We start from the raw sequence: 25,765 nt of genomic DNA, 5'->3' as shown, positions 1-25,765 counted from the left end.
CCTACAGGCTAGCCGGAAACGGGCCAAAAACGAGAAACAGGGCTTTACCCAAAACTCCTTCCTCGCCCTCCCTTAGCCTGCTTCAAGAGTTCTTGGGTGACTTCATAGTTGAGCAGGCGAACCAGGCCCCTCAGGAGCAGGTACGGACCATCCCTCTCGCTGGGCAGCCCCAGCTTGCCCCCGAGCTGCAAAAGAAACCCCTTGAACGGATCCCCCAACCGCTCAACTTCCCAAAGGAACACCGCCAGCCCCAGCAAAACCGCCACCACCTTCCGGATCCGGGCAAGCCCCCGCACCTGGAAGGTCTCAAGCCCCAGCCCCGTCTTCAAAAGCCGGAAGAACCGCTCCACCTCCCACCGCCTGCGGTACGCCTCCACCACCTGCGCCGCCTCCTCCCTCCCCCTCACCGGCAAGCTGGTCAGTAGCCACCACTCCCCACGCCGCCCCAGGGCTGGCACCCGGCAGACCACCAGGTGGAGCCGCCTCCCCTCCACCTCCACCTCCCTCCATCCGAAGTGGAGCCGCACCCGCTGGTACCTGCCCCCTACCCTCAGCTCCACCTCCTCCCCACAGGGAAGGGCCAGGGAAGAAGCCACCTTCGCCAGAGAACCCCCCTCCCCAAGCTTCCGGTCCCGGTAGACCCGCACCACGAACTCCTCCCCCAGGGCCAGCACCTGCCCAAACACCTTCCGGTCGTCAAACCCCCGGTCCGCCACATACACCAGCCTCCTGCCCACGCCCCCCAATCGCTCCCGGGCCGCCTCAATGGCTCCCTCCACCTCCTTGGGCAGGCTGGCAAACCCCCTCTCCCCGTAGGCCACCAGGTGGGCGTACCCCAGGGCCAGCCGCCCCGCGGGGTCCAACCCCAGGGCGGTGAGGAGCTCGTACCCGGGCCGCCTATCCTTCCCCACCCGGGCTATCCCCTCCAGGGCCCGGGCATAGGGCTTGGCCACCGGGCTCAGGTCCAGGAGGACCAGAACCTCCTCACCCTCCAGGGCAGTCGCGCTCTCCTGATAGACCCGGTCAAGGAGGGCTTCTGCCTCCACCCGTGGGTTGGACAGGAAGCGGTAAAGGGCTTTGGCCTGGTGGAAGCGGTTCTGGAGGGGAGAAGGGAGCGAGGCCACCATCTCGCTCACCCGGGCTGAGCCTGCGGCCAAGGCGCCCCGCACCACCTCTTCAAACCGTCGGTGGAGGCGCTTATCGGGGGAAAACGCTCGCAAAACGGCCCGTGAACTCCTGGAGCCTGGCCTCGGCCACCTTGAGCATGTCCATGGATCACCCCCGGTACCAGATACGGGCTGCGCCCGCAAGGGTAGATTTACCACGAAACGGAGATGTGGGTAAAGTCCTGGAGAAAGGGTAGATTCTCCTTGTCCAAGATTCCTACTCTGCTTCTTCTTGCCTTAAGGCCTCCAGTCGCCTAGGGTGCAGGGGTCCTAGGGCGAAGGGAAGAAGGACCAGGAATCCCAAGGTTCCTAGGAGGAGGGGCAGGGTTGGATTCCCCTTGCCCAGGACCCCCGCCCCCAGGCCCCCCAGGGCCCCGGCCCCGTAGAGGAGGGCGCGGATGGCGGCGAGACTTGGGGCCAGGCCCTCCTTGGGCAGGAGCCAGCCCCGCACCGCCCGCAGGTGGGTGCTGAGGAGGGCCACGGCCAGGCCTAAGAGGGGAGGGGCGGCGAGGAGGAGGGGAAAGGGCAGGAGAAAGCCCATCCCCCCGAGGGCTGCCCCTAGCGGGCCTAGCCTAAAGGCCAGGGCCGGTGGGACCCGCCCGGCAAAGTAGCTTCCCAGAGTGTACCCCAGGCTTTGCAGCGCGAAGACCAGGCCGAAGAGGGCTTCCGGGGTGCCCGCCCGGAGGGCCAGAAGGCCCAGAAGGGCGGTGGTGAGGGCATGGGCCAGGGTAAAGAGGAGGGAAAGAAGGAGATAGGGCCTGAGGGGAGCATAGGCCAGGAGGCGACGGAGGGACCGCCCCAAGGCCTCGGGCCTCGTCGCCTCCTCCCTCTCCCCCTTCTCCCTTGTGAGGGTGGGGCGGAGGAGGGTCCAGGCCAAGAGGAGGATCCCGGCGGCAAGGAGGTAAGGGAGGGCGGGATGGAGGGCGAAGAGGGCGGGGCCGAGGCCTACCCCCACCAGCCCCCCCACCTCCCAGGCGGCGTAGAGCTTGCCGCTCCTTTCCGCCAGCCTGCCCCGGCCTCTCCGCACCAGGAGGCCTTCCCAGGCCACGATGGCCAGGTCGGTGAGGACCATAAGGGGGTAAGCGTAGAAGACCAGGAGGGCGGCTTCCCGCGGCAGGAAGGGAAGGGGGAGGAAGAGGAGGCCCCGGGCCAGGCGCAACTCCAGGAGAGCCCGGGCCAGGCCTCGCCGCTCCACCCAGGGGCTGAGGAGGAGAAGGGGCCCTAAGGTAAGGTAGCCCAGGGCGGCGAAGAAGCCCACCTAGAAGGCTTCCCCCGTGCGGGCTACTTCCAGGGCGAGGGCACTAAAGCCAATGGAGGCCCCGACGTCGCTCAGGGCCTCGGCCCAGAGAGGCGCGTTATGCAAAGGAAACCTCACGGGGACCTCCCCTCCCTCAAGGCGAGGAGCCGCCCGCACCCCAGGGGCCCCAAGGCCAAGGGCAGGAGGAGAAGGAGGCCCAGGAGGGCGGTAAGGAGGGGCACCCGGGGGCCAAGGGTTCCCAAGCCCCCCGCCAGGAGGGTGCCGAGGAGGCTCCCCAGGGAGAGAAGGGCCACCGCCCCCGCCTGCACCCGGCCCAGGAGGGCCTCCGGCGCGAGGCGCTGCCGGTAGGCCCGTAGGTGGACCCCGCTTAAGGCACCGCCTCCGCCCACAAGGAAAGCGCCAAGAGGCCCGAAAGGAAAGGGCAGGAGGAGGAGGGCAAGCCCCAAGACCCTCAGCCCGTGCCCGCCCCAAATCCCCAGGCAAGGCCCTACCCTCCCCGCCGCGAGGCTTCCCAGGAAGCCCCCTAAGGAGAGGCCCAAGGGGTAGAGGCCGTAGAGGGCAGGGGGCGTCTCCTGGGCCAGGGCCAGGAGGGGCAGGAGGGCCAGAGCTAGCCCGGAGAGGAAGCTCAGGGCCAGGGCGTAGAGGGTAAGGGGAAGGAGCCGCCTGTCCTCGAGGAGGAAGGCGAGCCCCGCGAGAAGGGCCCCCAAGGTAAGACCCTCCCCCTTCGCCGCCCGTGGAGGCGGGTAGGCGGGGAGGTCCCGGAGGAGAAGGCCCTCCCCCGCGAGGAGGAGGCCTCCCAGGGCAAAGGGCAGGGGCTTGGCCAGGAGCAGGAGGGGGGCGGCTAGGAGGTCCCCCAGGCTGTCCCCGAGGAGCTGGGCCGCTTGAAGCCTCCCCCCTTCCCGCTCTAGCCTGCCCTGGGCCAGGCGGACCAGGAGGGCATGCCAGGCGGGGAGGTCCAGGGCCAAGACGGCTTGGAAGAGGAAGGCCAGGGGGAGGAGGAAGAGGGGTTCTTTGGGAAGGAGGGCGAAGAGGCCCAGGATCCCAGCCCTAAGCCAGACCCCTGCGAGGAGGAGGGTCCTGCGGTCCAGCCGGTCCAGGAGGAGGCCGGCGAGTAGGTCCAGGGGCAAGGTGAGGAAGGGGAGGGCGGCGAGCAGGGCCAGGGTCCAGGGGTTGCCCCCCAGGCCCAGGAGGAGGGCTAGGGCGGTGAAGGCCAGGCTTCCCCCAAAGACCCCCAGGCCCTCGGCTAGAAGGTACTGGCCCCTCACCGCCACCCCCTGCCCACCAGGGGCACGAGGCCGAGGAGGAGGGCTCCGGCCAGGAGGAAGGGGAGGGGGAGGGCCAGGCCCGCCAGGGCCCCGCCCAGGAGGGAACCCAGGGGGGCGAGGAGGCTGGACACAAAGCCCACCCCGCCCATACCCCGGCCTACCAGCTCCTCGGGCAGCTCCCGGTAGAGGAGGCTGGTCACCAGAAGGCTCCAGAACTGCTGCCCGAGGCCGAACAGGAAGAGGAGCCCCACCGCCAGGGGCCAGGGGGGTAGGAGGGTCAGCCCCAGGAGGGGGGCTCCCAGGAGGAGGAGGCTCCCCCGGGCCAGGTTCCCCCGGCCCAGGGGAAGAAGCTTTTCCAGGAGGAGGGCCCCTGCGGCCGCCCCCAGGCCCCAGGCGCCCGAGAGGAGGCCGTAGACCCAGGCCGGGGCCTCCAGGCCCCGCAGGGTGTAGAGGGGTAGGAGGGCGAAGGTGGCCCCGTGCACCAGGCCGTGGACCCGGGCGATGAGGAAGACCCGGCGGAGGAGGGGGTGGTTCCAGAGGAAGCCGAGCCCGGCAAAGGCCTCCCGCAGGCGGAAGGGCCCGCCGGGCTTGGGGGGAGGGGCGGGGGGAAGGCGGCGGTAGAGGAAGGCGGAAAGGAAGAGCAGGGGGCCCCCAGGAGGGGAGGCAGGCCGGGGTTTCGGGCGTAGGCGGCCCCGGCCACGGGATCGGAGAGGGTGTCCGCGGCGAAGTGCAGGGCGGAGAGCCGGCCCAGCTTGCCCTCGTAGGCCTCCTTGGGGACGAGGGAGCGGAGGTAGAGGCCTGCGGCCAGGGCGCGGAAGCGGTCCAGGAGCTCGAAGAGGAGGAGGAGAAGGAGGAGGTACAAAAGGGGCAGGAAGGGGGCGGGAAAGAGGGCCAGGGTGAGGAAGCCCTGGCCCAAGGCGGTGAGCACGAGGACCCGGCGCCGCTCGAAGCGGTCCAGGAGGGCTCCGACGAGCAGGCTTGCCAGTCCCGCGGCGTAGAGGAAGGTTTGGGGGAGGACGGCTTCCAGGGGAGCGCGGGCCTTTTCCGCCGCCAGGAGGTACAGAGGAAGGTAGAAAAACCCCGCCCCGAAGAGGCGAAGCCCCTCGGCGGCGAGGAGGAAGGCGTAGGGCTGCGGCACTGTACTAGTCGACACTGGGCTTGGCCTCCTCCATGTCCCCGCCCTTGGTGGCGTCCTTCACCTTGCCGGTGGTGCGCTCCACCACCAGGAGCCTGCCGTCCGGGGTCCACTCCATGTGGGTGGGCGCGTGCAGGTTCCAGGCAAAGGGCCGCACGTGCACCCGCCGGGTCCGGCCGCCGACCTTGACCTCCTGCACTTCCTTGAGCATCTCCTTCACCCCCTTACGGGTTAGCCTCAGGGTAGCAAGAGGAAGGTAACGCCCGCGTAACTCAGAAAGCTCTCATAAAGACTCTAGGGCGTTACGTGGAGGTTACATGGGCCGGGGTAGCCTTCAGGCGTGCGGCTCCTCTGGCTTCTCCTCGCCCTCCTCGGGGGCTCTGGGGTCCTTCCCCAGTGCCTCGCCCCCCACTGCCCGCCCCCGGGGCTTGGGCTCTAAGCGCCACTTCGGCTTTGCAACATGGGATGCCCAAGCCGGGGCTGTGGGAATACCTTTTGGGGCCCCCACCGCGGCCAAAGCTGCGGTGGGGTACCTTAGAGGCCCCACTCCCTCCTGAGCCTTTCCACCCGGGCCTGGGCGATGGGAAGGCGGGGGTCTTGGGAGGGTAGCCTCTCCAGGAGGGCCTCCCAGACCCCCAGGTCCTCCCCCAGGCGCTCGGCCAGGAGGAAGAGGCTTTTCACCTCGCCCTGGGCCAAGACCGCCCGCCTCAGGGCCTCTTCCAGCTCCGCCCTCAGGGCCTCCACCCCCGGGGCCTGGCTCTGGGGGAGGAGGGGGCCCCGGTAGCGGGCAAGGGCCCCGCTCAGGTCTCCTTGACGCAGGGTCCCCCATACTTCCAAGAAGTCCGCCTGTAGGGCCTGGGCCAGGCGGTAGGGCCGGCTTTTCACGGCAAGCCCCCGTTGCCTCAGGCGGAGCACCTCCATGCGGAGGGCGGGCCCGTTGGCCTCCCCGTAGAGGGCCAGGGCCAGCTCCTCCCCCCTCCACCCCTCCTTCCGGGCGAGGAGGAGGACGAGGAGCTCCGCCTGGCGCAGGGGGAGGGGCTTGCCCCCAAGCCTTGGCTCTCCCAGGGCCTGGAAGTGGGCCGAGGGGCTTGCGGCCCAGAGGAGCTCCTGCCCCCTCCGGGAGAGCTCTCCCAGGAGGGGGTGGGGCCTTCCCAGGAAGAGGAGGCCCCGCATGGCCTCCTCCGCCACCTCCTCCAGGAGGAGGGGCAGGGTCTTGGCCACCCCTTCCTCGTCCTCCCGGTAGAGCCCTTCGGCCAAGGCGAGGAGGGCCTGGGTGAGGGGCTCCTTGGCCCAGGGCCTCGCCGCCAGGAGGAAGGGGAGGACCTCCTTCCCCAGGAGGCGCACCCCGGCGGGGGCGAGGTAGGGAAGGGCGGGAAGAGGGGCCTCGCCCAGGGCCTTCCGCAGGTAGGCCCTCCCCGAGGCCTCCTCCCCCTGGAGGAAGCGCAGGTGGGCCATGAGGAAGCGGGCGTAGAGCCCCGTGCCCCCCTCCAGGGCCAGGAGTTCCACCTGCCGGAGGAGGTCGGGGAGGGGAGGGTCCTCCTCGGCGAGGAGGGCGAGCCAGGCCCACTCCAGGAGGGCGAAGGGGCCAAAGCCCCGGGCAAGGGCAAAAGCGGCGTAGCCCAGGGCCTCCCTGAGGCGGCCAAGCCCCCTTAGGGCGCGGGCCAGGGCGAAGGCGAGGCGGGCCTCGGCCTTGGGGTCTCCCTGGAAGCGGTGGAGGGCCTCCTCCAGGGCCAGGGCCCCCGCCTTTGGAGGGAGGGCCAGGCCCAGGTGGTAGAGGGTGAGGGGGGTCTGGGCCCTTCGGGCGGCCTCCAGGGCCAGGGCGCGGTAGGCCCGAAGGTTCCCCTTACGGGCCTCTACGAAGCCTAGAAGGGCCAGGCGCTCGGCCTCCGGGAGGCCTTCTTGGGAAGTTTGGAGGAGGGCTTCCGCCTCCCGGTCCCGCCCTTCCTCCAGGAGGCGGAGGGCGGGGGCCAGGGGGCTTGCCGGGAAATCCAGGGCCATGGAGCCATTTTAGAGAAAGGAAGGGGTGTGGGGGAGCTATAATCCCCCGGTTTGCAAGATACGGGCTCTGCCCGTGACCAAACCGGGGATACATGGACTCCCCCACGTGCCCCTTTGGGGCACACAGCATGGTGGGCGGTCATTTTGTGGTATCATGTGTAAGTGCCGGAAGAGCGCACTACACGTCACAGCCATTACAACCTGAACTACCATCTGGTATTCACCCCCAAGTACCGCAGACATGCCTTCTTTGGCGAAGTGCGCGAACGGCTGATGCAGGTGTTGCGGGAGACGTGCTTGATGAGGGACTGGGTAGTGCTGGGAATGGAGGTCATGCCCGACCACGTGCATCTGTTCCTCTCCGTGCCGCCCAAGTGGGCCCCCTCGGACGTGGCGAAGATTCTGAAAGGCGTATCGGCTCGGCGCATCCTGCAAGAGTTCCCAAAGCTACGGCGGGGCAGGGGCGGCGGTCATTTATGGACGCCCTCCTTCTATGTGGGCAGCGCCGGGAACATCTCGGCTCAGGCCATCCAGCGCTACATCGAGTCCCAGCGCAAATACCAGGACGACGATGCTTAAAGCTTTCAAGTACCGCCTCTATCCGACCCAGCCCCAACTGCGGGACTTGGACCGGACGCTGATGCTGTGCCGCAGCCTGTACAACGCGGCCTTGCAGGAGCGTAGAGAGGCCTACCGCAAGGCGGGCAAGACGGTCGGCTTCTACGAACAGAAGAGGTATCTGCCCGAGATACGCACCGAGCTGCCGGAGTACAAGGGCGTCCACTCCCAGGTCTTGCAGAACGTCATCGAGCGGGTGGACAGAGCCTTTCAGGGCTTCTTCCGGCGGGTCAAGGCGGGACAGAAAGCGGGATACCCCCGCTTCAAGGGGAAGGGGCGCTACGACAGCTTCACCTTCCCCCAGGCGGGCACCACCGGGGTCAAACTCCAGGGGGGCGGGAAGCGGGTGCTCCTCTACGGCATCGGCTCGGTGAAGGTCAAGCTGCACCGCCCCTTGGAAGGCAGGCTCAAGACCGCCACGGTCAAACGAGAGGGAGAGCATTGGTACATCGTGTTTACCTGTGAGGTGGAGCCCAGACCCCTTCCCCCCAATGACCAGGCCATCGGGATCGACCTGGGCACCAACCCCCACTTCCTCGTCACCTCGGAGGGGGAGAGGGTCGAGGCCCCTCGGTACTTCCAAAAGGCGCAAGCCAAACTCGCCGCCGCCCAGCGCAGCCTTGCCCGTAAGAAGCGGGGCAGCAATCGCCGCAAGCAGGCCAGAAAGCGGGTTGCCAAACTGCACCGGAAAATTGCCAACCAGCGCAGGGACTTCCACCACAAGCTGGCCCGAAAACTCGTCAACCACTATGGAACCATCGCCCATGAAGACCTGAATATCCTCGGCTTGGCCCGCTCCCGCACCGCTAAGGGGGTGCTGGATGCAGGCTGGGCGCAGTTTCTTGCAATCCTCGCCTACAAAGCGGAGGAGGCTGGTAGGCGGGTCATTGGGGTAGACCCCAAACATACAAGCCAGGACTGTCCAGTGTGCGGTCATCGGGAAAAGAGGCCCCTGTGGGTCAGGGAGTACACCTGCCCCCAGTGTGGAACACTTCTCCATCGGGACGTGGCCGCAGCGCGAAACATCCTGGCTAGGGCTCGGACGGAGCCTGCGGGGACATGGGCGGCGTGGGCCGTCCCATGAGAACCGCGAAGCCTCGGACTTCAGTCCGAGGAGTCGTCACACGTGTGAGGGCCTGGGCTTCCGCCCCTGCGGCTCTGACCCTCGAGGTCCGCTGACGACACCTACCATATAAGGCGTACAGTGAAGACATGGAGAAGACGACCCTCTACCTCCCCCCTGAGCTTCACCGCGCCCTAAAGGAGGCCGCGCGGCGGGAGGGCAAAAGCCAGGCAGAGCTCATCCGGGAGGCCTTGGCCGCTTACCTTACCCAGCGCCAAAGACCCGCCTTTCGTTCCCTAGGCGTGGGCGAGGACGAGGAGCTCTCCGGGCGCGCCTCCGAGGGGTGGCTGGAAAGGGTCTGGTCCGAGCGATGATCACTCTGGACACCTCCGCCCTCTTCGCCCTCCTGAACCGGAAGGACCCGGACCACGGCCGCGTTAAGGCGCTCCTTCTTTCTGATCCAGGTCCCTACCTGGTGCCCATGGGCATCCTCGCCGAGATCGCCTACCTCGCGGAAAGGCGCCTGGGCCTTGGGGCCCTCGAGGCCTTCCTCCAAGACCTCGAGGCCGGGGCTTTCTCCCTGGAATGCGGGGAAGAAGACCTGCCCCGGGTCAGGGCGCTCGTGGCCCGGTACCGGGACCTGCCCTTGGGCTTTGCCGACGCCGCGGTCGTCGCCGTAGCCGAGCGGAACGGGGGCCTGGTCCTAAGCTTGGACCGGCACCTTCACGTGGTGGCGCAGGAGGGGACCATCCGGGTACTCCCCTAACCCGCGATCCGGAGGAGGGCGAGGAAGCTTTCAAGCTCCAGGCTCGCCCCGCCCACGAGCCCCCCGTCCACGTTGGGCATGGAGAGGAGGTCGGCGAAGTTCTTGGGGTTCACGCTCCCCCCATAGAGGATGCGCACCCGCTGGGCAAACCCCGGGCCGTACCGCTCCGCCAGGGCCTGGCGGATGGCCTGGTGCATGGCCTCGGCGTCCTGTGGGGTGGCGTTCCGCCCGGTGCCGATGGCCCAGACCGGCTCGTAGGCAATCACCAAGGCCTCAGGACCCGGGGGGTTCACCCCCTCGAGGCTCCCCCTCAACTGGGCCAGGGTATAGGGCACCGCCTCTCCCCTTTCCCTCACCTCCAAGGGTTCCCCCACGCAAAGGATGGGGGTAATCCCCTCCTCCAGAAGCCTTTTGGCCTTTTCCGCCACCAGGGTATCCGTCTCGTGGTGGTAGCGCCGCCTCTCCGAGTGGCCCACGATGGCGTAGCGGCAGCCGAGGTCGGAAAGCATCCGGGCGGAAACCTCCCCCGTGTAGGCCCCCTCCTTGTGGGCGGAGACGTCCTGGGCCCCGTAGGCGATCTGGGTTTCCGAAAGCACCTCCTTGGCCACGGGGAGGATGGGAAAGGCGGGGAGAATGGCGGCCTCCGACTGCAAAGGGGGAAGGAGCCTCTTGAGCTCGGCGAACCACACCCTGGCCTCGGAGGGCGTCTTGTGCATTTTCCAGTTGCCTGCCACCAAGACGCGCCGCATGCCTTTTTTATACACTCTCGGGGGCGGCGCTTTCCTCCCGGAGGAGGCGGTGAGCCTCCTTGAAGCCCACGAGCTTGCGGCGCTTCTCGTCGTGGAGGTGCATATCGGCGAAAGCGATCTTGAAGGCGTCCTTTAGGGTCACTGTAGGGGCCACCTTCACCAGGTCCACCTCCTCCTGCACCTTGGGCAGGTGGTAGTTGGGGATCTTGGGGGCCAGGTGGTGGATGTGGTGGAAGCCGATGTTCCCGGTGAGCCACTGCAGGACCCTGGGGAGCTTGAGGTAGGTGCTCCCCTCCATGGCGGCCTTAAGGTGCTCCCAGCGGGGGTCGTGCTCCCAGTAGGCGTCCTCAAACTGGTGTTGCACGTAGAAGAGGAAGATGCCTACCATACCGGCGAAGTACTGGATGGGAAGGTAGACGAGAAGAAGGGTCTTGAGGCCGAAACCGAGGTAGATGCCCGTCCAGAGCAAGACCAGGAAGAGGTTGGTGAGGGCCACGGAGTTGCGCACCGAGGGCTTCTCCGAGCCGTAGCCCAAGGGCAGGCGGTAGGAGAGCATGAAGACGTAGATGGGCCCCAGGAAGAACATGACGAAGGGGTTGCGGTAGAGGCGGTACCTGAGCCTTTCCCATGGGGTAGCCTTCAGGTACTCGTCCAGGGTCATGGTGTAGATGTCCCCCACGCCCCTTTTGTCCAGGTTGCCGCTTGTGGCGTGGTGGCGGGCGTGGGAGAGCTGCCAGTGGTGGTAGGGCACCAGGGTGAGGACCCCGGCGAAGAAGCCCAGGAGGTCGTTCATCCACTTCTTGGGGAAGAAGGAGCCGTGCCCGGCGTCGTGCTGGAGGATGAAGAGGCGCACCAGGAAGAGGGCCGCGACGAAGTCCAGGGCCAGGGCGAGGAGGAGGGAGGCGGAGAGGGCCTTGTGGGCGAGGTAGAAGAGGGCAAGGAGGGGAAGGAGGGTGTCGGCCACCTGGCGGAGGCTCCGGGCCACGCTGGGCTTGGTGTAGGGCTTGATAAGGGGAATCCAGTCTTTGGGTTGAACCTTTTCCATCTTTTACTCCACGCCGAGTGGGGCGTTCCTGCTAGTTTACCCGGTAACGTGGGCAAAAGTCAAACGGCGCCCCTCAGCGTGGGCGGAAGCGTTCCTCCGAGTCCAGGAAGAGGGTGACGGGTCCATCGTTCACCAGGTGGACCCGCATGTGGGCCCCATAGACCCCGGTCTCCACGTGCACCCCCTGCTGGAGGAAGGCCTCGAGGGCCATCTCGTAAAGCCTTTTCCCCTGGTCTGGGGGGGCGGCTTGGACGAAGGAGGGGCGGTTGCCCTTGCGGGTATCGGCGTACAGGGTGAACTGGCTGACCAAAAGCACCTCCCCCCCACTTCCTTTAAGGAAAGGTTCATCTTGCCCTGGTCGTCGGGGAAGACCCTTAGGTTCACGATCTTCCGGGCAAGGTAGAGGGCGTCCTCGAGGTTATCCTTCTTTCCCACTCCGAGGAGGACGAGGAGGCCCAGCCCAATCCTCCCCACCACCTCGCCCTCCACCTCCACGAAGGCCTCGGAGACCCGCTGCACCACCGCCCGCACGCCTCACCCCCTGGGCCCGGCGAAGGCCGCCACCGTGCCGGGCCCCGTATGCACGCTCACCGCCGCCCCGGCGGGGAGGACCCCCAAAACCTCAACCCCCTCGGCCTTCAGGGCCTCGGCCAGGGCCTTGGCCCCTTCGGGGTTTCCTGCGTGGGCCAGGTAGACCCGGGCCCCCTCCGGGAAGTCCCGGCGGAAGAGGGCCGCCACCTTGCGTATCCCCTCGGCGAAGCCCCGGACCCGGGGCCCTGGATGGACCCGGCCCTCCCGGACCTCGAGGACGGGAAGGATCCGGAGGAAGCCCCCCACAAAGCGCTGCAGCCCGCTGATCCTTCCGGAGCGGTGGAGGTAGTCCAGCGTCGCGGGAAGGACATACCCCCGGACCCGCTCGCGGTAAGGGGCGAGGGCCTCCTCCAGGCGTTCCCAGGCTACCCCTTCCCTCAGGAGCTGCCTCGCCCTTTCCAGCACCAGGAGGAGGCCGCCGCTTAGGGACCAGGAGTCCAGGACCTTGACCCGGTCCCCGAAAGTCTGGGCCACCTTTTTCGCGGTGTCCACCGTCCCGGAAAGGAGGCCCGAGACGTGAACGGAGACCACGCGCCCGTGGGTCCTGAGCAACGCCTCGTAAAGCCTCCTCAGGTCCTCCGGGGCCACCTGGCTCGTGGTGAGCCTCTCCCCGCTGCGCAGGAGCTTCAGGACCTCCCCGGGGGTGATCTCCACCAGGTCGCGGAAAGAGCGCCCCTTATGGAGCACCTGCTGGGGCACCACGTGGATCCCCAGGCTTTTGGCCTCCTCGGGAAAGAGGCCGAGGGTGGAGTCGGCCACGAAGGCCACGCTAGAGGCTGTAGGCGTAGAAGCCATAGGTCCCCGGTCCCGTGTGGCTCGCGATCACCGCGCCGAGCTCGCTCACCAGGGCCTCTTCCACGGGCAGGCCGGAGGCCAGGACCTCTTGGCGGAGCGCCGCCACCGCGTCCTCGTCCCCGCTGTAGAGGAAGTAGGCCCGGATCCGCTTCCGGCCCTCCGCCCAGGCCCGGAAGGCCTTGAGGATCTCCTCCCGGGCCTTCCTTTCCCCCCGGGCGCGGCCTGCGGCCTCCACCCGGCCCTCCTTCAGGGTGAGGACGGGCTTCAGGTTGAGGAGGGTTCCGAGGAAGGCCTGGGCCCCGCCGATGCGCCCACCCCGCTTCAAAAACTCCAGGGTGGCCACGCTGAAGCGGACGAAGTGGTCCTGGCGGATGCGCTCAAGCTCGGCGAGGACCGCCTCCAGGCTTTGGCCTTCCTCCAGGAGCTCCTTGGCCCTGAGGACCATCATGCCCACGCCCAGGGAGGCGGCCTGGGTGTCCACCACCGTGACCCGCCCCGGGAACTCCTGGGCGGCAAGCTCCGCCGACTGCACCGTCCCTGAAAGCTTCCCGGAGATGTGGAGGGAGAGGACGTGGTCGGCTTCCTCCAAGGCCTCCCGGTAGGTCCGGGCGAAGTCCTCGGGGGAGGGCTGGCTCGTGGTGGGGAAGGCCGCCCCCTCCCGGACCTTCTGGAAGATCTCGGTGGGGGTGATCTCCTCCCAGTCCCGGTAAATGGCCCCGCCCAGGTTCACGTAGAGGGGCACCACCCGGACGCCGAGGCGCCCCCTCAGGTCCTGGGGCAGGTCGGAGGTGGAGTCGGTTACAAGGGCAATGCGCATCGCCGCACCTTCGCGAGAGAGGATACCACGGGTGTAGTGTAGGGGGGGAAGTTGCCCTGGGCCCCGCTTGGTGCTACTTTTGGCCCTATGTGGAGGGTCCTGGTCTCGGACGACATGCGCCTGGGGGAGGCGCGGTACCCGGGGGTGATCCTGGACTACCGCCCCGGCATCGGCCGGGAGGAGCTTTTGGAGATCATCCCCGCCTACGATGCCCTCATCACCCGAAGCCGCACCCGGGTGGATGCGGAGCTTCTCCAGAGGGGGAAGCGCCTTAAGGTGGTGGGCCGGGGCGGGGTTGGGGTGGACAACGTGGACCTGGAGACGGCAAGCCGCCTGGGCATCCTGGTGGTGAACGTCCCCGAGGCCAATACCCGTTCCGCCGCCGAGCTCGCCTTCGGCCTCCTCCTCGCCGCCGCCCGGGGCATCGCCCTTTCCGACCGGAAGATCCGGCAGGGGGAGTGGGACCGGAAGTTCCTGGGCCTGGAGCTCAAGGGAAAAACCCTGGGGATCGTGGGCCTGGGGCGGATCGGCAGCCAGGTGGCCCGCTTCGCCAAGGCCTTTGAGATGCGGGTTCTGGCCTACGATCCCTATATCCCCAAGGCCCGGGCGGAAAGCCTCGGGGTGGAGCTTCTGGAAAGCCTCGAGGACCTCCTCAGGCAGAGCCACTTCCTCACCGTTCACACCCCCCTCACCGAGGAGACCCGGGGGATGATCGGCCGGAGGGAGCTCTACTTGCTTCCCCGGGGGGCGGTGGTGGTGAACGCCGCCCGGGGGGGATCATCGACGAGAAGGCCCTTTTGGAGGTGCTGGAGGAGGGGCACCTCTTCGCCGCAGGCCTGGACGTCTTCGCCCAGGAACCCCCGCCCAAGGACCACCCCCTCATCCACCACCCCAAGGTGGTCCACACCGCCCACCTGGGGGCGAACACCTTTGAGGCCCAGGAAAGGGTGGGGGAGGCCATCCTGGAAAGGGTGGTTAGGACCCTGGAGGGGGACCTCTCCTACGCTCTCAACACCGGCTTTGACCCCGAGGCCCTGGAAGCCCTAAGGGGTTTTCTCCCCCTGGGGGAGGCCTTGGGGAAGCTCCTCGCCCAGATCACCCGGGGCAGGCCCGAGGCCATCGAGGTGCGCTTCCTGGGCCAGTTTGAAAAGGACCCCGAGCCCATCGCCAGCGCCGTGGCCAAGGGCCTCCTCGCCAAGGTCCTGGGGGAAGGGGCGGTGAACCTGGTCTCGGCGAGGCCCCTCCTCAAGGACCGGGGGATTGGCCTCACCACCTTGCGCTCCGAGGAGGCGGGGGAGTACACCCGGCTCGTGGAAGCCAGGCTTATCACCGACCAGGAGACCCGCCGGGCCCGGGGGGTGGTGATCGGGGGGAAGCCCCGCCTTGTGGGCATTGACGACTACGCCCTGGAGGTGGTGCCCGAAGGGTACATGCTGGTCTGCGTGAACTACGACCGCCCCGGGGTGGTGGGCCAGGTGGGGACCCTCTTGGGGGAGGCCGGGGTGAACATCGCCGGGATGCAACTTGGGCGGGACGTCCCCGGGGGCCGGGCCCTCTTTGTCCTCACCGTGGACCAGAAGCCTTCGCCCGAGGTCCTCGAGGCCTTAAGGGTCCTTCCCGTCCTAGAGCGGGTGGACCTGGTGGAGCTTTAGGCTGGAGAAGGTGGGCCTCGTCTTCCAGGCCTACAACCTCCTTCCCGTGCTCACCGCTTTGGAAAACGCCGCCTTCGTCCTGGAGCTCAGGGGCGTCCCCAGAAGGGAACGGGAGGAGAAGGCCCTCGCCGCCCTGGCCGCCTTGGGCCTAAAGGACAAGGCCCACCGCTACCCCAGGCAGCTTTCCGGGGGGGAGCAGCAACGGGTGGCCGTGGCCCGGGCGTTGGCGGCCGAGCCCACGGCCAACCTGGACTCCCGCTCGGGCCTCGCCCTGGTGGAACGGATGAAGGCCCTGAACCGGGAGCTCGGCGTCACCTTCCTCCTCGCTACCCACGATCCCAGGCTACTGGAGCATGTGGGCCGGATCGTCCGCATGGAGGACGGCCGGGTGGTGGGGGAGGAGAGGCGCTAGCCCATGCGGCGTCTTTTCGTGGGGATAGGCCTCCTTTTGGGCTTGGCCTTGGGCCAAGGCCTGGAACTGGGGGCCTTCGGCCCCGGCCCTACCCTCTACGCCCGCCTGCACGGGGCCCTGGCCCTGGAGGGGGCCGAGGTCCAGTTCGCCCTCGCCCCTTACGCGGGGCTTCGCGCCTCGGGGGTGGCGGTGGAGGACCTCCGCTTAGGCGTGGAGGAGGGAAGCTATGCCTTGGAGCTCGGCCGCTTCCCCCTGACCCCGGGGGAGGGACGGCTTTTCCCCTACACCTGGAACCGGCCTGGGCCCGCCCTTGCGCCCAAGGGGGTGTGGGGCGGGCACCTCACCTGGTACGGGGAGGCCTTGCGGCTTAGGGCGGGGTACGCCTGGGAGCGGGGGGCCTTCCTGGAAGTGGCCCTCCCCGAGGGGCGGGCCTTCCTTTCCCGGGAGGCGGTGGGGGCGGGAGGCGCCTTCCGGCTTGGCGGCTGGGTGGTGTACGGGGACGCCTTCTGGACCCCCGGGGGCGGCCTGGGGACCCTGGGGGCTACGGGCTTCTGGGACGGGGTGCTTTGGACCGTGGAGCTGGCCTACCCCGGCAAGGCGAGGGTGGAGGCCCGGCTTTTGGGCGAGGGTTGGGAGCTGGGGCTCGCCCTGGTGCGGGATGGGGATCTGGGGGCCCGGCTTGTGGCGGGCCTCGAGGGCGCGCGGGGCTGGATTTTCCTCAGGGAACTAGGGGTGGCTTGGGGCGTGGGGATGGGGTGGAGCCTCTAACGACCGCCGGGTGCGTGGGCGTTTAGTGGGGAGAGAAGTCACAAGCTAGATAAATCGTGAACAAAATCACGAGAAGAGCCTTGTACACTGGGGGCATGCGTCTGGAGATCCCCAACCACACCGAGCGCTTCGGCGTCGTCCGGCTCCACGAGGTGCAGCGCATTCTGGAGCTGGACTCCGGGCGCGTGCGGGACGAGTCCCCAGCCGTGGGGCTGCGCCGGCTGGACGACGCCGACCTCAGGGACGTTCTGGAGCAGACGGCCATCGTGGTGCCCACGCGAAACGAGCGCCTGAAGCTTTTGGAAGGCGTCCTCTCCGGAATCCCCCACGAGGCCCTCATCCTCGTGGTCTCCAACAGCAGCCCCGACCGCTTCCAGATGGAGCGGGACCTCCTGGAGGAGTTCGCCCACCTCACCGAGCGGCCGGCCCTTATCTTCCACCAGAAGGACCCCGCCCTCGCCGAGGCCCTGCGGGCGGGGGCTACCCTCACCCCATCGGGGAGGACGGCCTCGTGCGGAGCGGGAAGGCGGAGGGGATGATCCTGGCCTTGATCTTCGCCGCCCTTTCCGGGAGGCGCTACGTGGGTTTCATTGACGCCGACAACTACTTCCCCGGGGCCGTCTGGGAGTACGCCCGGGCCTACGCCGCAGGCTTCCTCATGGCCAAGACGCCCTTCGCCATGGTGCGCATCCTCTGGCGCTACAAGCCGAAACTCACCGAGGACGAAGGGGTGGTCTTCCGCCGCTACGGCCGGGTCTCCGAGCGGAACAACCGGGCCTTGAACCAGCTCATCGGCGGCGTGAGCGGCTTTGAGACGGACGTGGTCAAGACGGCGAACGCCGGGGAGCACGCCATGAGCCTCGGCCTGGCCTTCCGCCTGCCCCTGGCCTCGGGCTACGCCGTGGAGCCCCAGGAGCTGGTCTCCCTCTTGGAGCTCTACGGCGGGGTCTTCCCCTTGGAGGACGAGGAGGTGTTGCGGCACGGGGTGGAGATCTTCCAGATTGAGACCCGGAACCCCCACCTCCACGAGAACAAAGGGGACGAGCACATCCGCGACATGCTCCTCGCCTGCCTGGCCACCGTGTACCACTCCAAGCTGGCCACGGAGGAGGTGCGGCAGAGCGTTCTGGAGGAGCTCCAGGCCGCAGGCGCCCTAACTCCCGGGGAGGAGCCTCCGCCTCCCGTCCTCTACCCGCCCCTCTCCAGCCTGGACCTCCAGGCGGTGCGCAAGGCGCTTCGGGGCCACCTCTCCCGCTTCCGGGTGCCATGATCGTCTTCACCGACCTGGACGGAACCCTCTTGGACGAGCGGGGAGAGTTCGGCCCCGCCCGGGAGGCCCTGGAGCGCTTACGGGCCCTAGGGGTGCCCGTGGTGCCGGTTACGGCCAAGACCCGAAAGGAGGTGGAGGCCTTGGGCCTCGAGCCCCCCTTCATCGTGGAAAACGGGGGAGGCCTCTACCTCCCCCGCAACTGGCCCGTGCGGGCGGGAAGGCCCAAGGGGGGTTACCGGGTGGTCTCCCTGGCCTGGCCCTACCGGAAGGTGCGGGCCAGGCTAAGGGAGGCCGAGGCCCTGGCGGGGCGGCCCATCCTGGGCTACGGCGACCTCACCGTGGAGGCCGTGGCCCGCCTCACCGGGCTTTCGCGGGAGGCGGCGCGGCGGGCCAAGGCGCGGGAGTACGACGAGACCCTGATCCTCTGCCCCGAGGGGGTGGAGGCGGTCTTCAAGGCCCTGGAGGAGGTGGGGCTGGAGTGGACCCACGGGGGGCGCTTCTACCACGCCGCCAAGGGGGCGGACAAGGGCCGGGCGGTAGCCCGGCTCAGGGCCCTTTGGCCCGACCCCGAGGAGGCCCGCTTCGCCGTGGGGCTTGGAGACAGCCTGAACGACCTTCCCCTCTTCCGGGCCGTGGACCTGGCGGTCTACGTGGGCCGGGGGGCCCCCCGGAGGGGGTCCTGGCCACGCCGACGCCGGGCCCCGAGGGGTTCCGCTACGCGGTGGAGCGCTACCTCCTCCCCCGGCTCAGCCGGCGAGGAGGGAGCGGGCCCTGAGGGCGAGGTGGACCCGGGCCAGGGTCTCGGGGGCGCTCAAGGGGCCGATCCGCTCCTCCACCCGCTTCAGGCGGTAGCGGAGGGTGTTGGGGTGGATGTGGAGGGCCTGGGCCGCCTCCTCCAGGGTGGCGCTTTCCATGTAGACCTCCAGGGTGCGGAGAAGCTTAGGGGGGAGGGGGAGGAAGCGCTCCACCAGGGCCTTCAGGTCCTCGGGGGACTGCTGCAGGAGGACGAAGGCCACGGGGTCCAGGCCCGCGAAGGAGAGGGCCTCGCCGGGACGGGCGGCCTTGAGGGCGATGAGGGCCTCGCGGTAGGCCTCCTGGACCTCGCCGCCGGCGTGCACCGCCGAGTAGCCCAGGCGGCTTCCCGGGGATAGGGCCTCGAGGAGGGCCTCCGCCTCCCGCCTCGGGTTGTGCACCTGCCACATGGCGGCCACCCGGTTTCCCCGGGCCGTGAGGAGGTAGGGGACGCCGAGCCGGTCCAGGTAGGCCCCAACGCGGCGGCGGAGCTCCAGGGTGGCCTCCCGCCTCCGCTCTTCCGCCAGGCGGTGCCGCCCCAAGACGGCGGGCGGCTCCACCAGGGCGAGGACCCACTCCACCCCCTCCACGAAGCCGAAGGCGAAGAGCCTTTCTGGGTCGGCCTCGCCCAGGATGAGCCCTTCCAGCAGGGCCCCCCCAGGGTCTCCTCCTGCATGCGCTCCACGCTCCGCTCCCGGGCGCGGAGCCTTAAGAGCCTCGCCACTACCTCCAAAAGCCCCCAGGCCCGGAGGAGGTCTTCCTCCTCCCCGTAGGCCACGAGGAGGCCCTCCCCCGCCTCGAGGGCAACCCAACCCCTCCCCGTGCCCGGTTCCTTGGGGTGCCGGGCGGGGACGGGCCCGGCGAAGCCCAGGACCTCCCCCCAGGGGGCCACGTGGGCCAGGGCGAGCCCCGTGGCCTGGTGCAGGACCTCCAGAAGGGCGCGCTCGGGGAGCTTCAGGAAGAGGTCCAGTAGCCCCGCCAGGGCCATCCCGGGGGCCAGGGCGAAGAGGCGGAGGGCGAGGGCCCGCTCCAGGCTTTCCCGCTTGAGCCAGGGGGGGTAGAGGGCGAAGCCCAGGCCCTCCCGCTCGGCGAAGGCCAAAAGCTCGGGGTCCGGCTCCGGGAGGAGGAAGCCCGCGGCGTTGCGGTAGCGGTAAAGCCCCTCCTGGGGCCGGAAGAGGAGGAGGGCCCCTTCGGGGGAGAGGAGGGGCCTGGGCGCCGGGAGGAGGTAGAGGACGGGCCGGGAGGAAGGGCGGAGGACCTCGAGGCCCAGCCCCCCCACCAGGGCGTCAAAGGAGGTGTCTTCTGGAACAAAGTTTTCTCCTTTCATTGTCGCTTTCCACGATACCACGGCCCCTAAGGGATGCGGGGGCGGGGAGTTTTGTACGAAAAGACAAACTTTTCCGCGTTTTTGTCTAAATCGCCGGTTGCCCCCGGCGGCCTGCCCCCGCATCCTGGGAAGCGAAAGGAGCCCAGCATGTTCCGCGGTTCCATACCGCCCCTACCCACACCCTTTCGGCGCGGCCAGTTGGACGAGGAGGCCCTAAGGCGCCTCGTGGAGCGGGTCGTCCAGGGAGGTTCCCACGGCGTGAGCGTGGGGGGCACCACGGGCGAGCCCGGCACCCAGACCCTGGAGGAGAGGAAGCGGGCCATAGAGGTCGTCCTGGACCAGGTGGCGGGCCGCGTTCCCGTGATCCCGGGGACCGGGGCGCTTCGCCTGGAGGAGACCCTGGAGCTCACCCGCTTCGCCAAGGAGGCCGGGGCCCAGGGGGCCATGGTCATCGTCCCCTACTACGTCAAGCCCAACCAGGAGGGGATGTATCGCTACTTCGCCGAGGTGGCGAGGACCGTCCCCGACTTTCCCCTCCTCATCTACAACATCCCGGGAAGGGCCGGGGTGGAGATCGCCCCCAAGACCGTGGGGCGCCTTAGGCGGGACTTCCCCAACATCGTGGGCCTCAAGCACTCCTCCAAGGACCTGGAGTACCTCTCCCACCTCTTTTTGGAGGCGGGGCGGGACTTTCTCGTCTTCTGCGGCCTGGAAAGCCTCACCCTCCCCATGATGAGCCTGGGGGCGGTGGGGACCATCGCCGCCACCGCCAACTGGCTCCCCAAGGAAGTGGCCCTCCTTTGCGAAAAGGCCCTCGCCGGGGACTACCAGGGGGCGCGGGAACTCCACTTCTACCTCCTCGAGGCCAACGAGGCCATCTTCTGGGACACGAACCCCATCCCCCTGAAGACCGTTCTTTCCTGGATGGGCCTGTTGGAAAAGGAGTGGCGGCCCCCCTTGGGCCCCACCACCCCGGAGGTGGAGGAGAGGCTTAGGCGGATGGCCGAGCGCTACGGCCTCCTCCCCAAGGAAAAGGAGGTGGCGTGAAGCTCGCCCGGTTTCTCGCCAAAGGCCGGGTCCACCAGGGGGTTTACCGGGAGGGCCTCCTCCTGGACGAGGCGGGGGAGGCCCACAGGCCCGAGGACGTCACCTGGCTCCTCCCCTTCACTCCGGGGAAGGTCCTGGGCGTGGCCTTGAACTACGCCGATCACGCCGAGGAGCTCGGCCTAGCGCGCCCTGAGGAGCCCGCCCTCTTCTGGAAGCCTAACACGAGCCTCCTCCCCCACAAGGGGGTGGTCCTCTACCCCAAGGGGGCCAGGTTCGTCCACTACGAGGTGGAGCTCGCCGTGGTGGTGGGCCGCCTCATGAAAAAGGTCAAGGCCAAGGACGCCCTGGACTATGTCCTGGGCTACACCATCGCCAATGACCTCGTGGCCCGGGACTACGTGAAAAACACCTTCCGCCCCCCCATCCGGGCCAAGGGGCGGGACACCTTCCTCCCCCTGGGGCCCTTCCTCGTGGTGGAGGAGGTGGAAGACCCCCAGGACCTTTGGCTAAGGGCCTACGTGAACGGGGAACTCAGGCAGGAGGGGCACACCTCGAGGATGCTCTACTCCGTGGCGGAGCTTCTGGAGTTCATCTCCGAGTTCATGACCCTGGAGCCCTACGACGTCCTCCTCACCGGCACCCCCAAGGGGATCAGCCAGGTGCGGCCCGGGGACGTGATGCGTTTGGAGATTGAGGGCCTTGGGGCCCTGGAGAACCCCATAGAGGAGGAGCCATGAGGTACGCCGACCAGGTTGCGGGCATCCCTTGGGAAACCATCGAGGCGGTGCGGCGGCGCCTAAAGGAAAAGCCCGCCCTCCACTTCATCGCCGGGGAGTTTTCCCCTTCGGAAAGCGGGGAGACCTTTCCCTCCCTAGACCCCGCCACGAACGAGGTCTTGGGCGTGGCGGCGAGGGGCGGGGAAAAGGAGGTGGACAAGGCGGCCCGGGCGGCCCACGAGGCCTTCCCCAAGTGGAGCCGCACCAAGGCCAAGGAAAGGAAGCGCTACCTCCTCAAAATCGCCGAGCTCATAGAAAAACACGCCGACGAGCTTGCCGTGATGGAGTGCCTGGATGCGGGGCAGGTCTTAAGGATCGTCCGGGCCCAGGTGGCCCGGGCGGCGGAAAACTTCGCCTTCTACGCCGAGTACGCCGAGCACGCCATGGAGGATAGGACCTTCCCCGTGGACCGGGACTGGCTCTACTACACCGTGCGGGTTCCTGCAGGCCCCGTGGGGATCATCACCCCCTGGAATGCCCCCCTAATGCTCTCCACCTGGCGCATCGCTCCCGCCCTCGCCTTCGGGAACACCGTGGTCCTGAAGCCCGCGGAGTGGAGCCCCTTCACCGCCACGAAGCTCGCGGAAATCCTAAAGGAGGCGGACCTCCCCCCGGGGGTCTTCAACCTGGTCCAGGGCTTTGGCGAGGAGGCGGGGGCGGCCCTGGTGGCCCACCCCCTCGTCCCCCTCCTCACCCTCACCGGGGAGACGGAGACGGGGAAGATCGTCATGCGCAACGCCGCAGACCACCTCAAGCGCCTCTCCCCGGAGCTCGGCGGCAAAAGCCCCGCCCTGGTCTTCGCCGACGCCGACTTGGAGAGGGCCCTGGACGCCGTGGTCTTCCAGATCTTCTCCTTCAACGGGGAAAGGTGCACGGCAAGCTCCAGGCTCCTGGTGGAGGAGAAGATCTTTGAGGACTTCGTGGGGAAGGTGGCGGAAAGGGCCCGGGCCATCCGGGTGGGCCACCCCCTGGACCCCGAGACCGAGGTGGGACCCCTGATCCACCCCGAGCACCTCCAAAGGGTCCTGGGCTACGTGGAGGCGGGGAAGCGGGAAGGGGCGAGGCTCCTCGTGGGCGGGGAGCGGGCCAAGACCTCCTTCCGGGGGGAGGACCTCTCCCAGGGGAACTACCTCAAGCCCACCCTCTTCGTGGGGGAGAACCACATGAAAATCGCCCAGGAGGAGATCTTCGGGCCCGTCCTCGTGGCCATCCCCTTCAGGGACGAGGAGGAGGCCTTGAAAAAGGCGAACGACACCAAGTACGGCCTCGCCGCCTACGTCTTCACCCGGGACCTGGAGAGGGCCCACAGGCTCGCCTTGGAGCTCGAGGCGGGGATGGTCTACCTGAATAGCCACAACGTCCGCCACCTGCCCACGCCCTTCGGCGGGGTGAAGCAAAGCGGGGACCGGAGGGAGGGCGGCACCTACGCCCTGGACTTCTACACCGACCTCAAGACCATCGCCCTTCCCCTCCGTCCCCCCACGTGCCCAAGTTCGGGAAGGAAGGGAGGTAGCCCATGGCAAGGACCGGAGCGGAGTACCTCGAGGCCTTGAAGACCCGTCCCCCCAACCTCTGGTACAAGGGGGAGAAGGTGGAGGACCCCACCACCCACCCCGTCTTCCGGGGGATCGTGCGCACCATGGCCGCCCTCTACGACCTGCAGCACGACCCCCGCTACCGGGAGGTCCTCACCTACGAGGAGGAGGGGAAGCGGCACGGGATGAGCTTCCTCATCCCCAAGACCAAGGAGGACCTGAAGCGGAGGGGGCAGGCCTACAAACTCTGGGCCGACCAGAACCTGGGGATGATGGGGCGGAGCCCCGACTACCTCAACGCCGTGGTCATGGCCTACGCGGCGAGCGCCGACTACTTCGGGGAGTTCGCCGAAAACGTCCGGAACTACTACCGGTACCTCCGGGACAAGGACCTCGCCACCACCCACGCCCTCACCAACCCCCAGGTGAACCGGGCCAAGCCCCCTTCCGCCCAGCCCGACCCCTACATCCCCGTGGGGGTGGTGAAGCAGACGGAGAAGGGGATCGTGGTCCGGGGGGCGCGGATGACGGCCACCTTCCCCCTGGCGGACGAGGTCCTCATCTTCCCCTCCACCCTCCTCAAGGAGGGGCCGGGAAGCGAGAAGTACGCCATCGCCTTCGCCCTTCCCACCTCCACCCCGGGCCTCCACTTCGTCTGCCGGGAGGCCCTGGTGGGCGGGGACAGCCCCTTTGACCACCCCCTCTCCAGCCGGGTGGAGGAGATGGACTGCCTGGTGATCTTTGACGACGTCCTCGTCCCCTGGGAGAGGGTCTTCATCCTGGGGAACGTGGAGCTCTGCAACAACGCCTACGCGGCCACGGGCGCCCTGAACCACATGGCCCACCAGGTGGTGGCCCTGAAGACGGCGAAGACCGAGGCCTTCCTTGGGGTGGCCGCCCTCATGGCCGAGGGCATCGGGGCGGACGTCTACGGCCACGTCCAGGAGAAGATCGCCGAGATCATCGTCTACCTCGAGGCCATGCGCGCCTTCTGGACGAGGGCGGAGGAGGAGGCCAAGGAGAACGCCTACGGGCTTCTCTGCCCAGACCGCAAGGCCCTGGACGGGGCGAGAAACCTCTACCCGAGGCTTTACCCCAGGATCCGGGAGATCATCGAGCAGATCGGGGCTTCGGGCCTCATCACCCTCCCCTCGGAAAAGGACTTCAAGGGGCCCCTCGGCCCCTTCCTGGAGAAGTTCCTCCAGGGGGCGGCCCTCGAGGCCAAGGAGCGGGTGGCCCTCTTCCGCCTGGCCTGGGACATGACCCTCTCCGGCTTCGGGGCCCGGCAGGAGCTTTACGAGCGCTTCTTCTTCGGCGACCCCGTGCGCATGTACCAGACCCTCTACAACGTCTACAACAAGGAGCCCTACAAGGAGAGGATCCGCGCTTTCCTCAAGGAAAGCCTCAAGGTCTTTGAGGAGGTCCAGGCGTGAAGGAGGCCTTCAAGGAGGCCCTCGCCCGCTTCGCCAGCGGGGTCACGGTGGTGGCGGCCAGGCTTGGGGAGGAGGAAAGGGGGATGACGGCCACCGCCTTTATGTCCTTGAGCCTCGAGCCCCCCCTCGTGGCCCTGGCGGTGAGCGAGCGGGCCAAGCTCCTCCCCGTCCTCGAGGGGGCGGGGACCTTCACCGTAAGCCTCCTTCGCGAGGGGCAGGAGGCGGTCTCCGAGCACTTCGCGGGAAGGCCCAAGGAGGGAATCGCCCTGGAGGAAGGGAGGGTGAAGGGGGCCCTCGCCGTCCTCCGCTGCCGCCTTCATGCCATCTACCCCGGGGGGGACCACCGGATCGTGGTGGGCTTGGTGGAGGAGGTGGAGCTCGGGGAGGAGGGGCCTCCTTTGGTCTACTTCCAAAGGGGCTACAGGAGGTTGGTATGGCCATCGTGAGGGTGGGGTTTGTGGAACTTTGGGTGCGGGACCTGGAGAAAAGCCTGGAGTTCTACCAGGGGCTTCTGGGCTTCCGCCTGGAGCACCGGGAGAAGAAGGCGGCCTACCTCCGGGGCTACGAGGAGCTGGAGTGGAGCCTCAAGCTCACCGAGGCCCCCTTCCCCGCGGTCCGCACCCTGGGCTTCAAGGTGGACTCGGAAGAGGGCGTCCGGGCCCTCCAGAACCTCGCCGCCAAGGAGGGGTGGCCCCACCGCCTCGAGGCGGACTGGGGAAGGCCCGAGGTCCTAAAGGTGCAGGACCCCTTCGGCTACCCCTTGGCCTTCTACTTCCAGGCGGAAAAGCTTCCCCGGGTCCTGCAGAACTACCACGAGCACCGGGGGCCCGGGATCCTGCGCATAGACCACCTCAACGTCTTCTCCCCCGTGGTGGGGGAGGCCACGCGCTTCTACCAGGAGGTCTTCGGCTTCCGCCTTACCGAGTACACGGAGGACGAGGAGGGGAGGCTTTGGGCGAGCTGGCTCCACCGCAAGGGGAACGTCCACGACATCGCCTTCACCAACGGGGAAGGCCCCAGGCTCCACCACTTCGCCTACTGGCTCCCCGACCCCCTCGCCGTGCTGAAGGCGGCGGACATCTTGGCGGGGGCCCTGCGCACGGACCAGATCGAGCGGGGCCCCGGGCGGCACGGCATCTCCAACGCCATGTTCCTCTACCTCAAAGACCCCGATGGCCACCGCCTGGAGCTCTACACCTCCGACTACCTCACCGTGGACCCCGACCACCCCCCGGTGCGCTGGAGCCTCAACGACCCCCGCCGCCAGACCCTCTGGGGGCACCGCACGCCCAAAAGCTGGTTTTTGGAGGGGAGCACCCTTTTGGACCTTGAGGAAAACCCCGTGCCCACGCGCCCCTCGGCCTTGCAGGGCCTCCCCGAGCACGTGACCTAACCGAGAGGCCCCGGTCCCAGCCCGGGGCTTGACAGGACAAAGGTCCCTTCCTAGACTGGGAGGCGAACCGAACGGCCGTTAGTTTGGTCCAAAC

20 protein-coding genes and 7 pseudogenes are annotated in these 25,765 nt (G+C 68.2%); 15 read left to right on the top strand and 12 right to left on the bottom strand.

The window, feature by feature from the left end; genetic code table 11:
* Positions 1 to 44: 44 nt before the first annotated feature.
* From AV541_RS06025 to AV541_RS06000, 6 genes and pseudogenes are all read right to left on the bottom strand, one after another.
* Entirely contained in the window at positions 45 to 1,169 is a 1,125-nt protein-coding gene (locus tag AV541_RS06025; protein WP_008632315.1) for a transposase, read from the bottom strand.
* Between the two features lie 214 nt (positions 1,170 to 1,383).
* Positions 1,384 to 2,424 carry a hypothetical protein gene (locus AV541_RS11115; RefSeq protein ID WP_008632317.1) on the bottom strand — a complete coding sequence of 347 codons (1,041 nt, stop codon included), beginning with the start codon at positions 2,422 to 2,424 and terminating at the stop codon, positions 1,384 to 1,386.
* A 113-nt stretch (positions 2,425 to 2,537) separates the two neighbouring features.
* Positions 2,538 to 3,689 carry a hypothetical protein gene (locus tag AV541_RS06015; RefSeq protein WP_081481460.1) on the bottom strand — a complete coding sequence of 384 codons (1,152 nt, stop codon included), beginning with the start codon at positions 3,687 to 3,689 and terminating at the stop codon, positions 2,538 to 2,540.
* On the bottom strand, positions 3,686 to 4,333 hold the full coding sequence (locus AV541_RS12365) for an MFS transporter (protein ID WP_244880648.1): 648 nt from the start codon (positions 4,331 to 4,333) through the stop codon (positions 3,686 to 3,688). The genes AV541_RS06015 and AV541_RS12365 overlap by 4 nt, the downstream gene beginning before the upstream one ends.
* Before the next feature lie 510 nt (positions 4,334 to 4,843).
* Positions 4,844 to 5,035, bottom strand: a pseudogene (locus AV541_RS06005) (hypothetical protein); the annotation flags it as partial.
* Positions 5,036 to 5,358: 323 nt separating this feature from the next.
* Positions 5,359 to 6,822: an ATP-binding protein gene (locus tag AV541_RS06000; protein ID WP_060384484.1), complete on the bottom strand. Its 1,464-nt coding sequence runs from the start codon at positions 6,820 to 6,822 to the stop codon at positions 5,359 to 5,361.
* 162 nt (positions 6,823 to 6,984) lie between these two features.
* Between AV541_RS06000 and tnpA the strand changes: the two genes are divergently transcribed.
* The 4 genes from tnpA (at position 6,985) to AV541_RS05980 (ending at position 9,269) form a co-directional block, all read left to right on the top strand.
* Positions 6,985 to 7,401 carry an IS200/IS605 family transposase gene (gene tnpA, locus AV541_RS05995; protein ID WP_019550163.1) on the top strand — a complete coding sequence of 139 codons (417 nt, stop codon included), beginning with the start codon at positions 6,985 to 6,987 and terminating at the stop codon, positions 7,399 to 7,401.
* Positions 7,394 to 8,524 (top strand): RNA-guided endonuclease InsQ/TnpB family protein, encoded by a 1,131-nt coding sequence (locus tag AV541_RS05990; protein WP_008632327.1) that lies wholly within the window; start codon positions 7,394 to 7,396, stop codon positions 8,522 to 8,524. Before tnpA ends, AV541_RS05990 begins: the two co-directional genes overlap by 8 nt.
* A gap of 128 nt (positions 8,525 to 8,652) precedes the next feature.
* A complete protein-coding gene (locus tag AV541_RS05985; RefSeq protein WP_008632330.1) occupies positions 8,653 to 8,877 on the top strand; it encodes a ribbon-helix-helix domain-containing protein in 225 nt (74 codons plus the stop codon).
* On the top strand, positions 8,874 to 9,269 hold the full coding sequence (locus tag AV541_RS05980) for a type II toxin-antitoxin system VapC family toxin (protein ID WP_008632333.1): 396 nt from the start codon (positions 8,874 to 8,876) through the stop codon (positions 9,267 to 9,269). Before AV541_RS05985 ends, AV541_RS05980 begins: the two co-directional genes overlap by 4 nt.
* Here AV541_RS05980 and tpiA read toward each other — a convergent pair.
* From tpiA to AV541_RS05955, 5 genes and pseudogenes are all read right to left on the bottom strand, one after another.
* Positions 9,266 to 10,018 carry a triose-phosphate isomerase gene (gene tpiA / locus AV541_RS05975; RefSeq protein WP_060384483.1) on the bottom strand — a complete coding sequence of 251 codons (753 nt, stop codon included), beginning with the start codon at positions 10,016 to 10,018 and terminating at the stop codon, positions 9,266 to 9,268. The genes AV541_RS05980 and tpiA overlap by 4 nt on opposite strands.
* A 7-nt stretch (positions 10,019 to 10,025) precedes the next feature.
* The gene (locus tag AV541_RS05970) at positions 10,026 to 11,063 is read right to left on the bottom strand and encodes a fatty acid desaturase (protein WP_060384482.1); all 1,038 of its coding nucleotides are present in this window, start codon (positions 11,061 to 11,063) and stop codon (positions 10,026 to 10,028) included.
* Between the two features lie 73 nt (positions 11,064 to 11,136).
* A pseudogene (gene dtd, locus AV541_RS05965) lies at positions 11,137 to 11,594 on the bottom strand (D-aminoacyl-tRNA deacylase).
* A gap of 3 nt (positions 11,595 to 11,597) precedes the next feature.
* Positions 11,598 to 12,422 carry a DegV family protein gene (locus AV541_RS05960; RefSeq protein ID WP_082709651.1) on the bottom strand — a complete coding sequence of 275 codons (825 nt, stop codon included), beginning with the start codon at positions 12,420 to 12,422 and terminating at the stop codon, positions 11,598 to 11,600.
* 1 nt (position 12,423) lies between these two features.
* A complete protein-coding gene (locus AV541_RS05955) occupies positions 12,424 to 13,266 on the bottom strand; it encodes a DegV family protein (RefSeq protein WP_060384480.1) in 843 nt (280 codons plus the stop codon).
* Positions 13,267 to 13,353: 87 nt separating this feature from the next.
* Here AV541_RS05955 and serA point away from each other — a divergent pair.
* The 5 genes and pseudogenes from serA to mpgP all read left to right on the top strand — a co-directional run bounded on the left by serA (position 13,354) and on the right by mpgP (position 18,143).
* A pseudogene (gene serA / locus AV541_RS05950) lies at positions 13,354 to 14,918 on the top strand (phosphoglycerate dehydrogenase).
* Positions 14,917 to 15,330, top strand: a pseudogene (locus AV541_RS05945) (ATP-binding cassette domain-containing protein); the annotation flags it as partial. The pseudogenes serA and AV541_RS05945, both read left to right, overlap by 2 nt.
* Before the next feature lie 3 nt (positions 15,331 to 15,333).
* Positions 15,334 to 16,098 (top strand): hypothetical protein, encoded by a 765-nt coding sequence (locus tag AV541_RS05940; protein WP_060384479.1) that lies wholly within the window; start codon positions 15,334 to 15,336, stop codon positions 16,096 to 16,098.
* Between the two features lie 95 nt (positions 16,099 to 16,193).
* A pseudogene (gene mpgS, locus AV541_RS13575) lies at positions 16,194 to 17,368 on the top strand (mannosyl-3-phosphoglycerate synthase).
* Positions 17,365 to 18,143: pseudogene (gene mpgP / locus AV541_RS05930) on the top strand (mannosyl-3-phosphoglycerate phosphatase). The pseudogenes mpgS and mpgP overlap by 4 nt, the downstream one beginning before the upstream one ends.
* On the opposite strand, the pseudogene AV541_RS05925 reads toward mpgP, so the two are convergent.
* Positions 18,115 to 19,487, bottom strand: a pseudogene (locus AV541_RS05925) (PucR family transcriptional regulator). The pseudogenes mpgP and AV541_RS05925 overlap by 29 nt on opposite strands.
* Before the next feature lie 147 nt (positions 19,488 to 19,634).
* Between AV541_RS05925 and hpaI the strand changes: the two are divergent.
* The 6 genes from hpaI to hpaD are packed head-to-tail and all read left to right on the top strand — an operon-like array spanning position 19,635 to position 25,671.
* Positions 19,635 to 20,534: a 2,4-dihydroxyhept-2-ene-1,7-dioic acid aldolase gene (hpaI, locus tag AV541_RS05920; RefSeq protein ID WP_060384478.1), complete on the top strand. Its 900-nt coding sequence runs from the start codon at positions 19,635 to 19,637 to the stop codon at positions 20,532 to 20,534.
* Positions 20,531 to 21,271 carry a fumarylacetoacetate hydrolase family protein gene (locus AV541_RS05915; RefSeq protein ID WP_060384477.1) on the top strand — a complete coding sequence of 247 codons (741 nt, stop codon included), beginning with the start codon at positions 20,531 to 20,533 and terminating at the stop codon, positions 21,269 to 21,271. Before hpaI ends, AV541_RS05915 begins: the two co-directional genes overlap by 4 nt.
* A complete protein-coding gene (gene hpaE / locus AV541_RS05910; RefSeq protein WP_060384476.1) occupies positions 21,268 to 22,863 on the top strand; it encodes a 5-carboxymethyl-2-hydroxymuconate semialdehyde dehydrogenase in 1,596 nt (531 codons plus the stop codon). The genes AV541_RS05915 and hpaE overlap by 4 nt, the downstream gene beginning before the upstream one ends.
* The gene (hpaB, locus tag AV541_RS05905; RefSeq protein WP_060384475.1) at positions 22,827 to 24,278 is read left to right on the top strand and encodes a 4-hydroxyphenylacetate 3-monooxygenase, oxygenase component; all 1,452 of its coding nucleotides are present in this window, start codon (positions 22,827 to 22,829) and stop codon (positions 24,276 to 24,278) included. The genes hpaE and hpaB overlap by 37 nt, the downstream gene beginning before the upstream one ends.
* A complete protein-coding gene (gene hpaC / locus AV541_RS05900; protein WP_060384474.1) occupies positions 24,275 to 24,724 on the top strand; it encodes a 4-hydroxyphenylacetate 3-monooxygenase reductase subunit in 450 nt (149 codons plus the stop codon). Before hpaB ends, hpaC begins: the two co-directional genes overlap by 4 nt.
* Positions 24,712 to 25,671 carry a 3,4-dihydroxyphenylacetate 2,3-dioxygenase gene (gene hpaD, locus AV541_RS05895; RefSeq protein ID WP_060384473.1) on the top strand — a complete coding sequence of 320 codons (960 nt, stop codon included), beginning with the start codon at positions 24,712 to 24,714 and terminating at the stop codon, positions 25,669 to 25,671. Before hpaC ends, hpaD begins: the two co-directional genes overlap by 13 nt.
* The last annotated feature ends 94 nt before the right edge of the window (positions 25,672 to 25,765 follow it).

The sequence above is a fragment of the Thermus parvatiensis genome (assembly GCF_001535545.1).
Taxonomy (GTDB): domain Bacteria; phylum Deinococcota; class Deinococci; order Deinococcales; family Thermaceae; genus Thermus; species Thermus parvatiensis.
The sequence above is the reverse complement of the archived record's forward strand: the minus strand, read 5'-3'. Positions and strand labels throughout refer to the sequence as shown.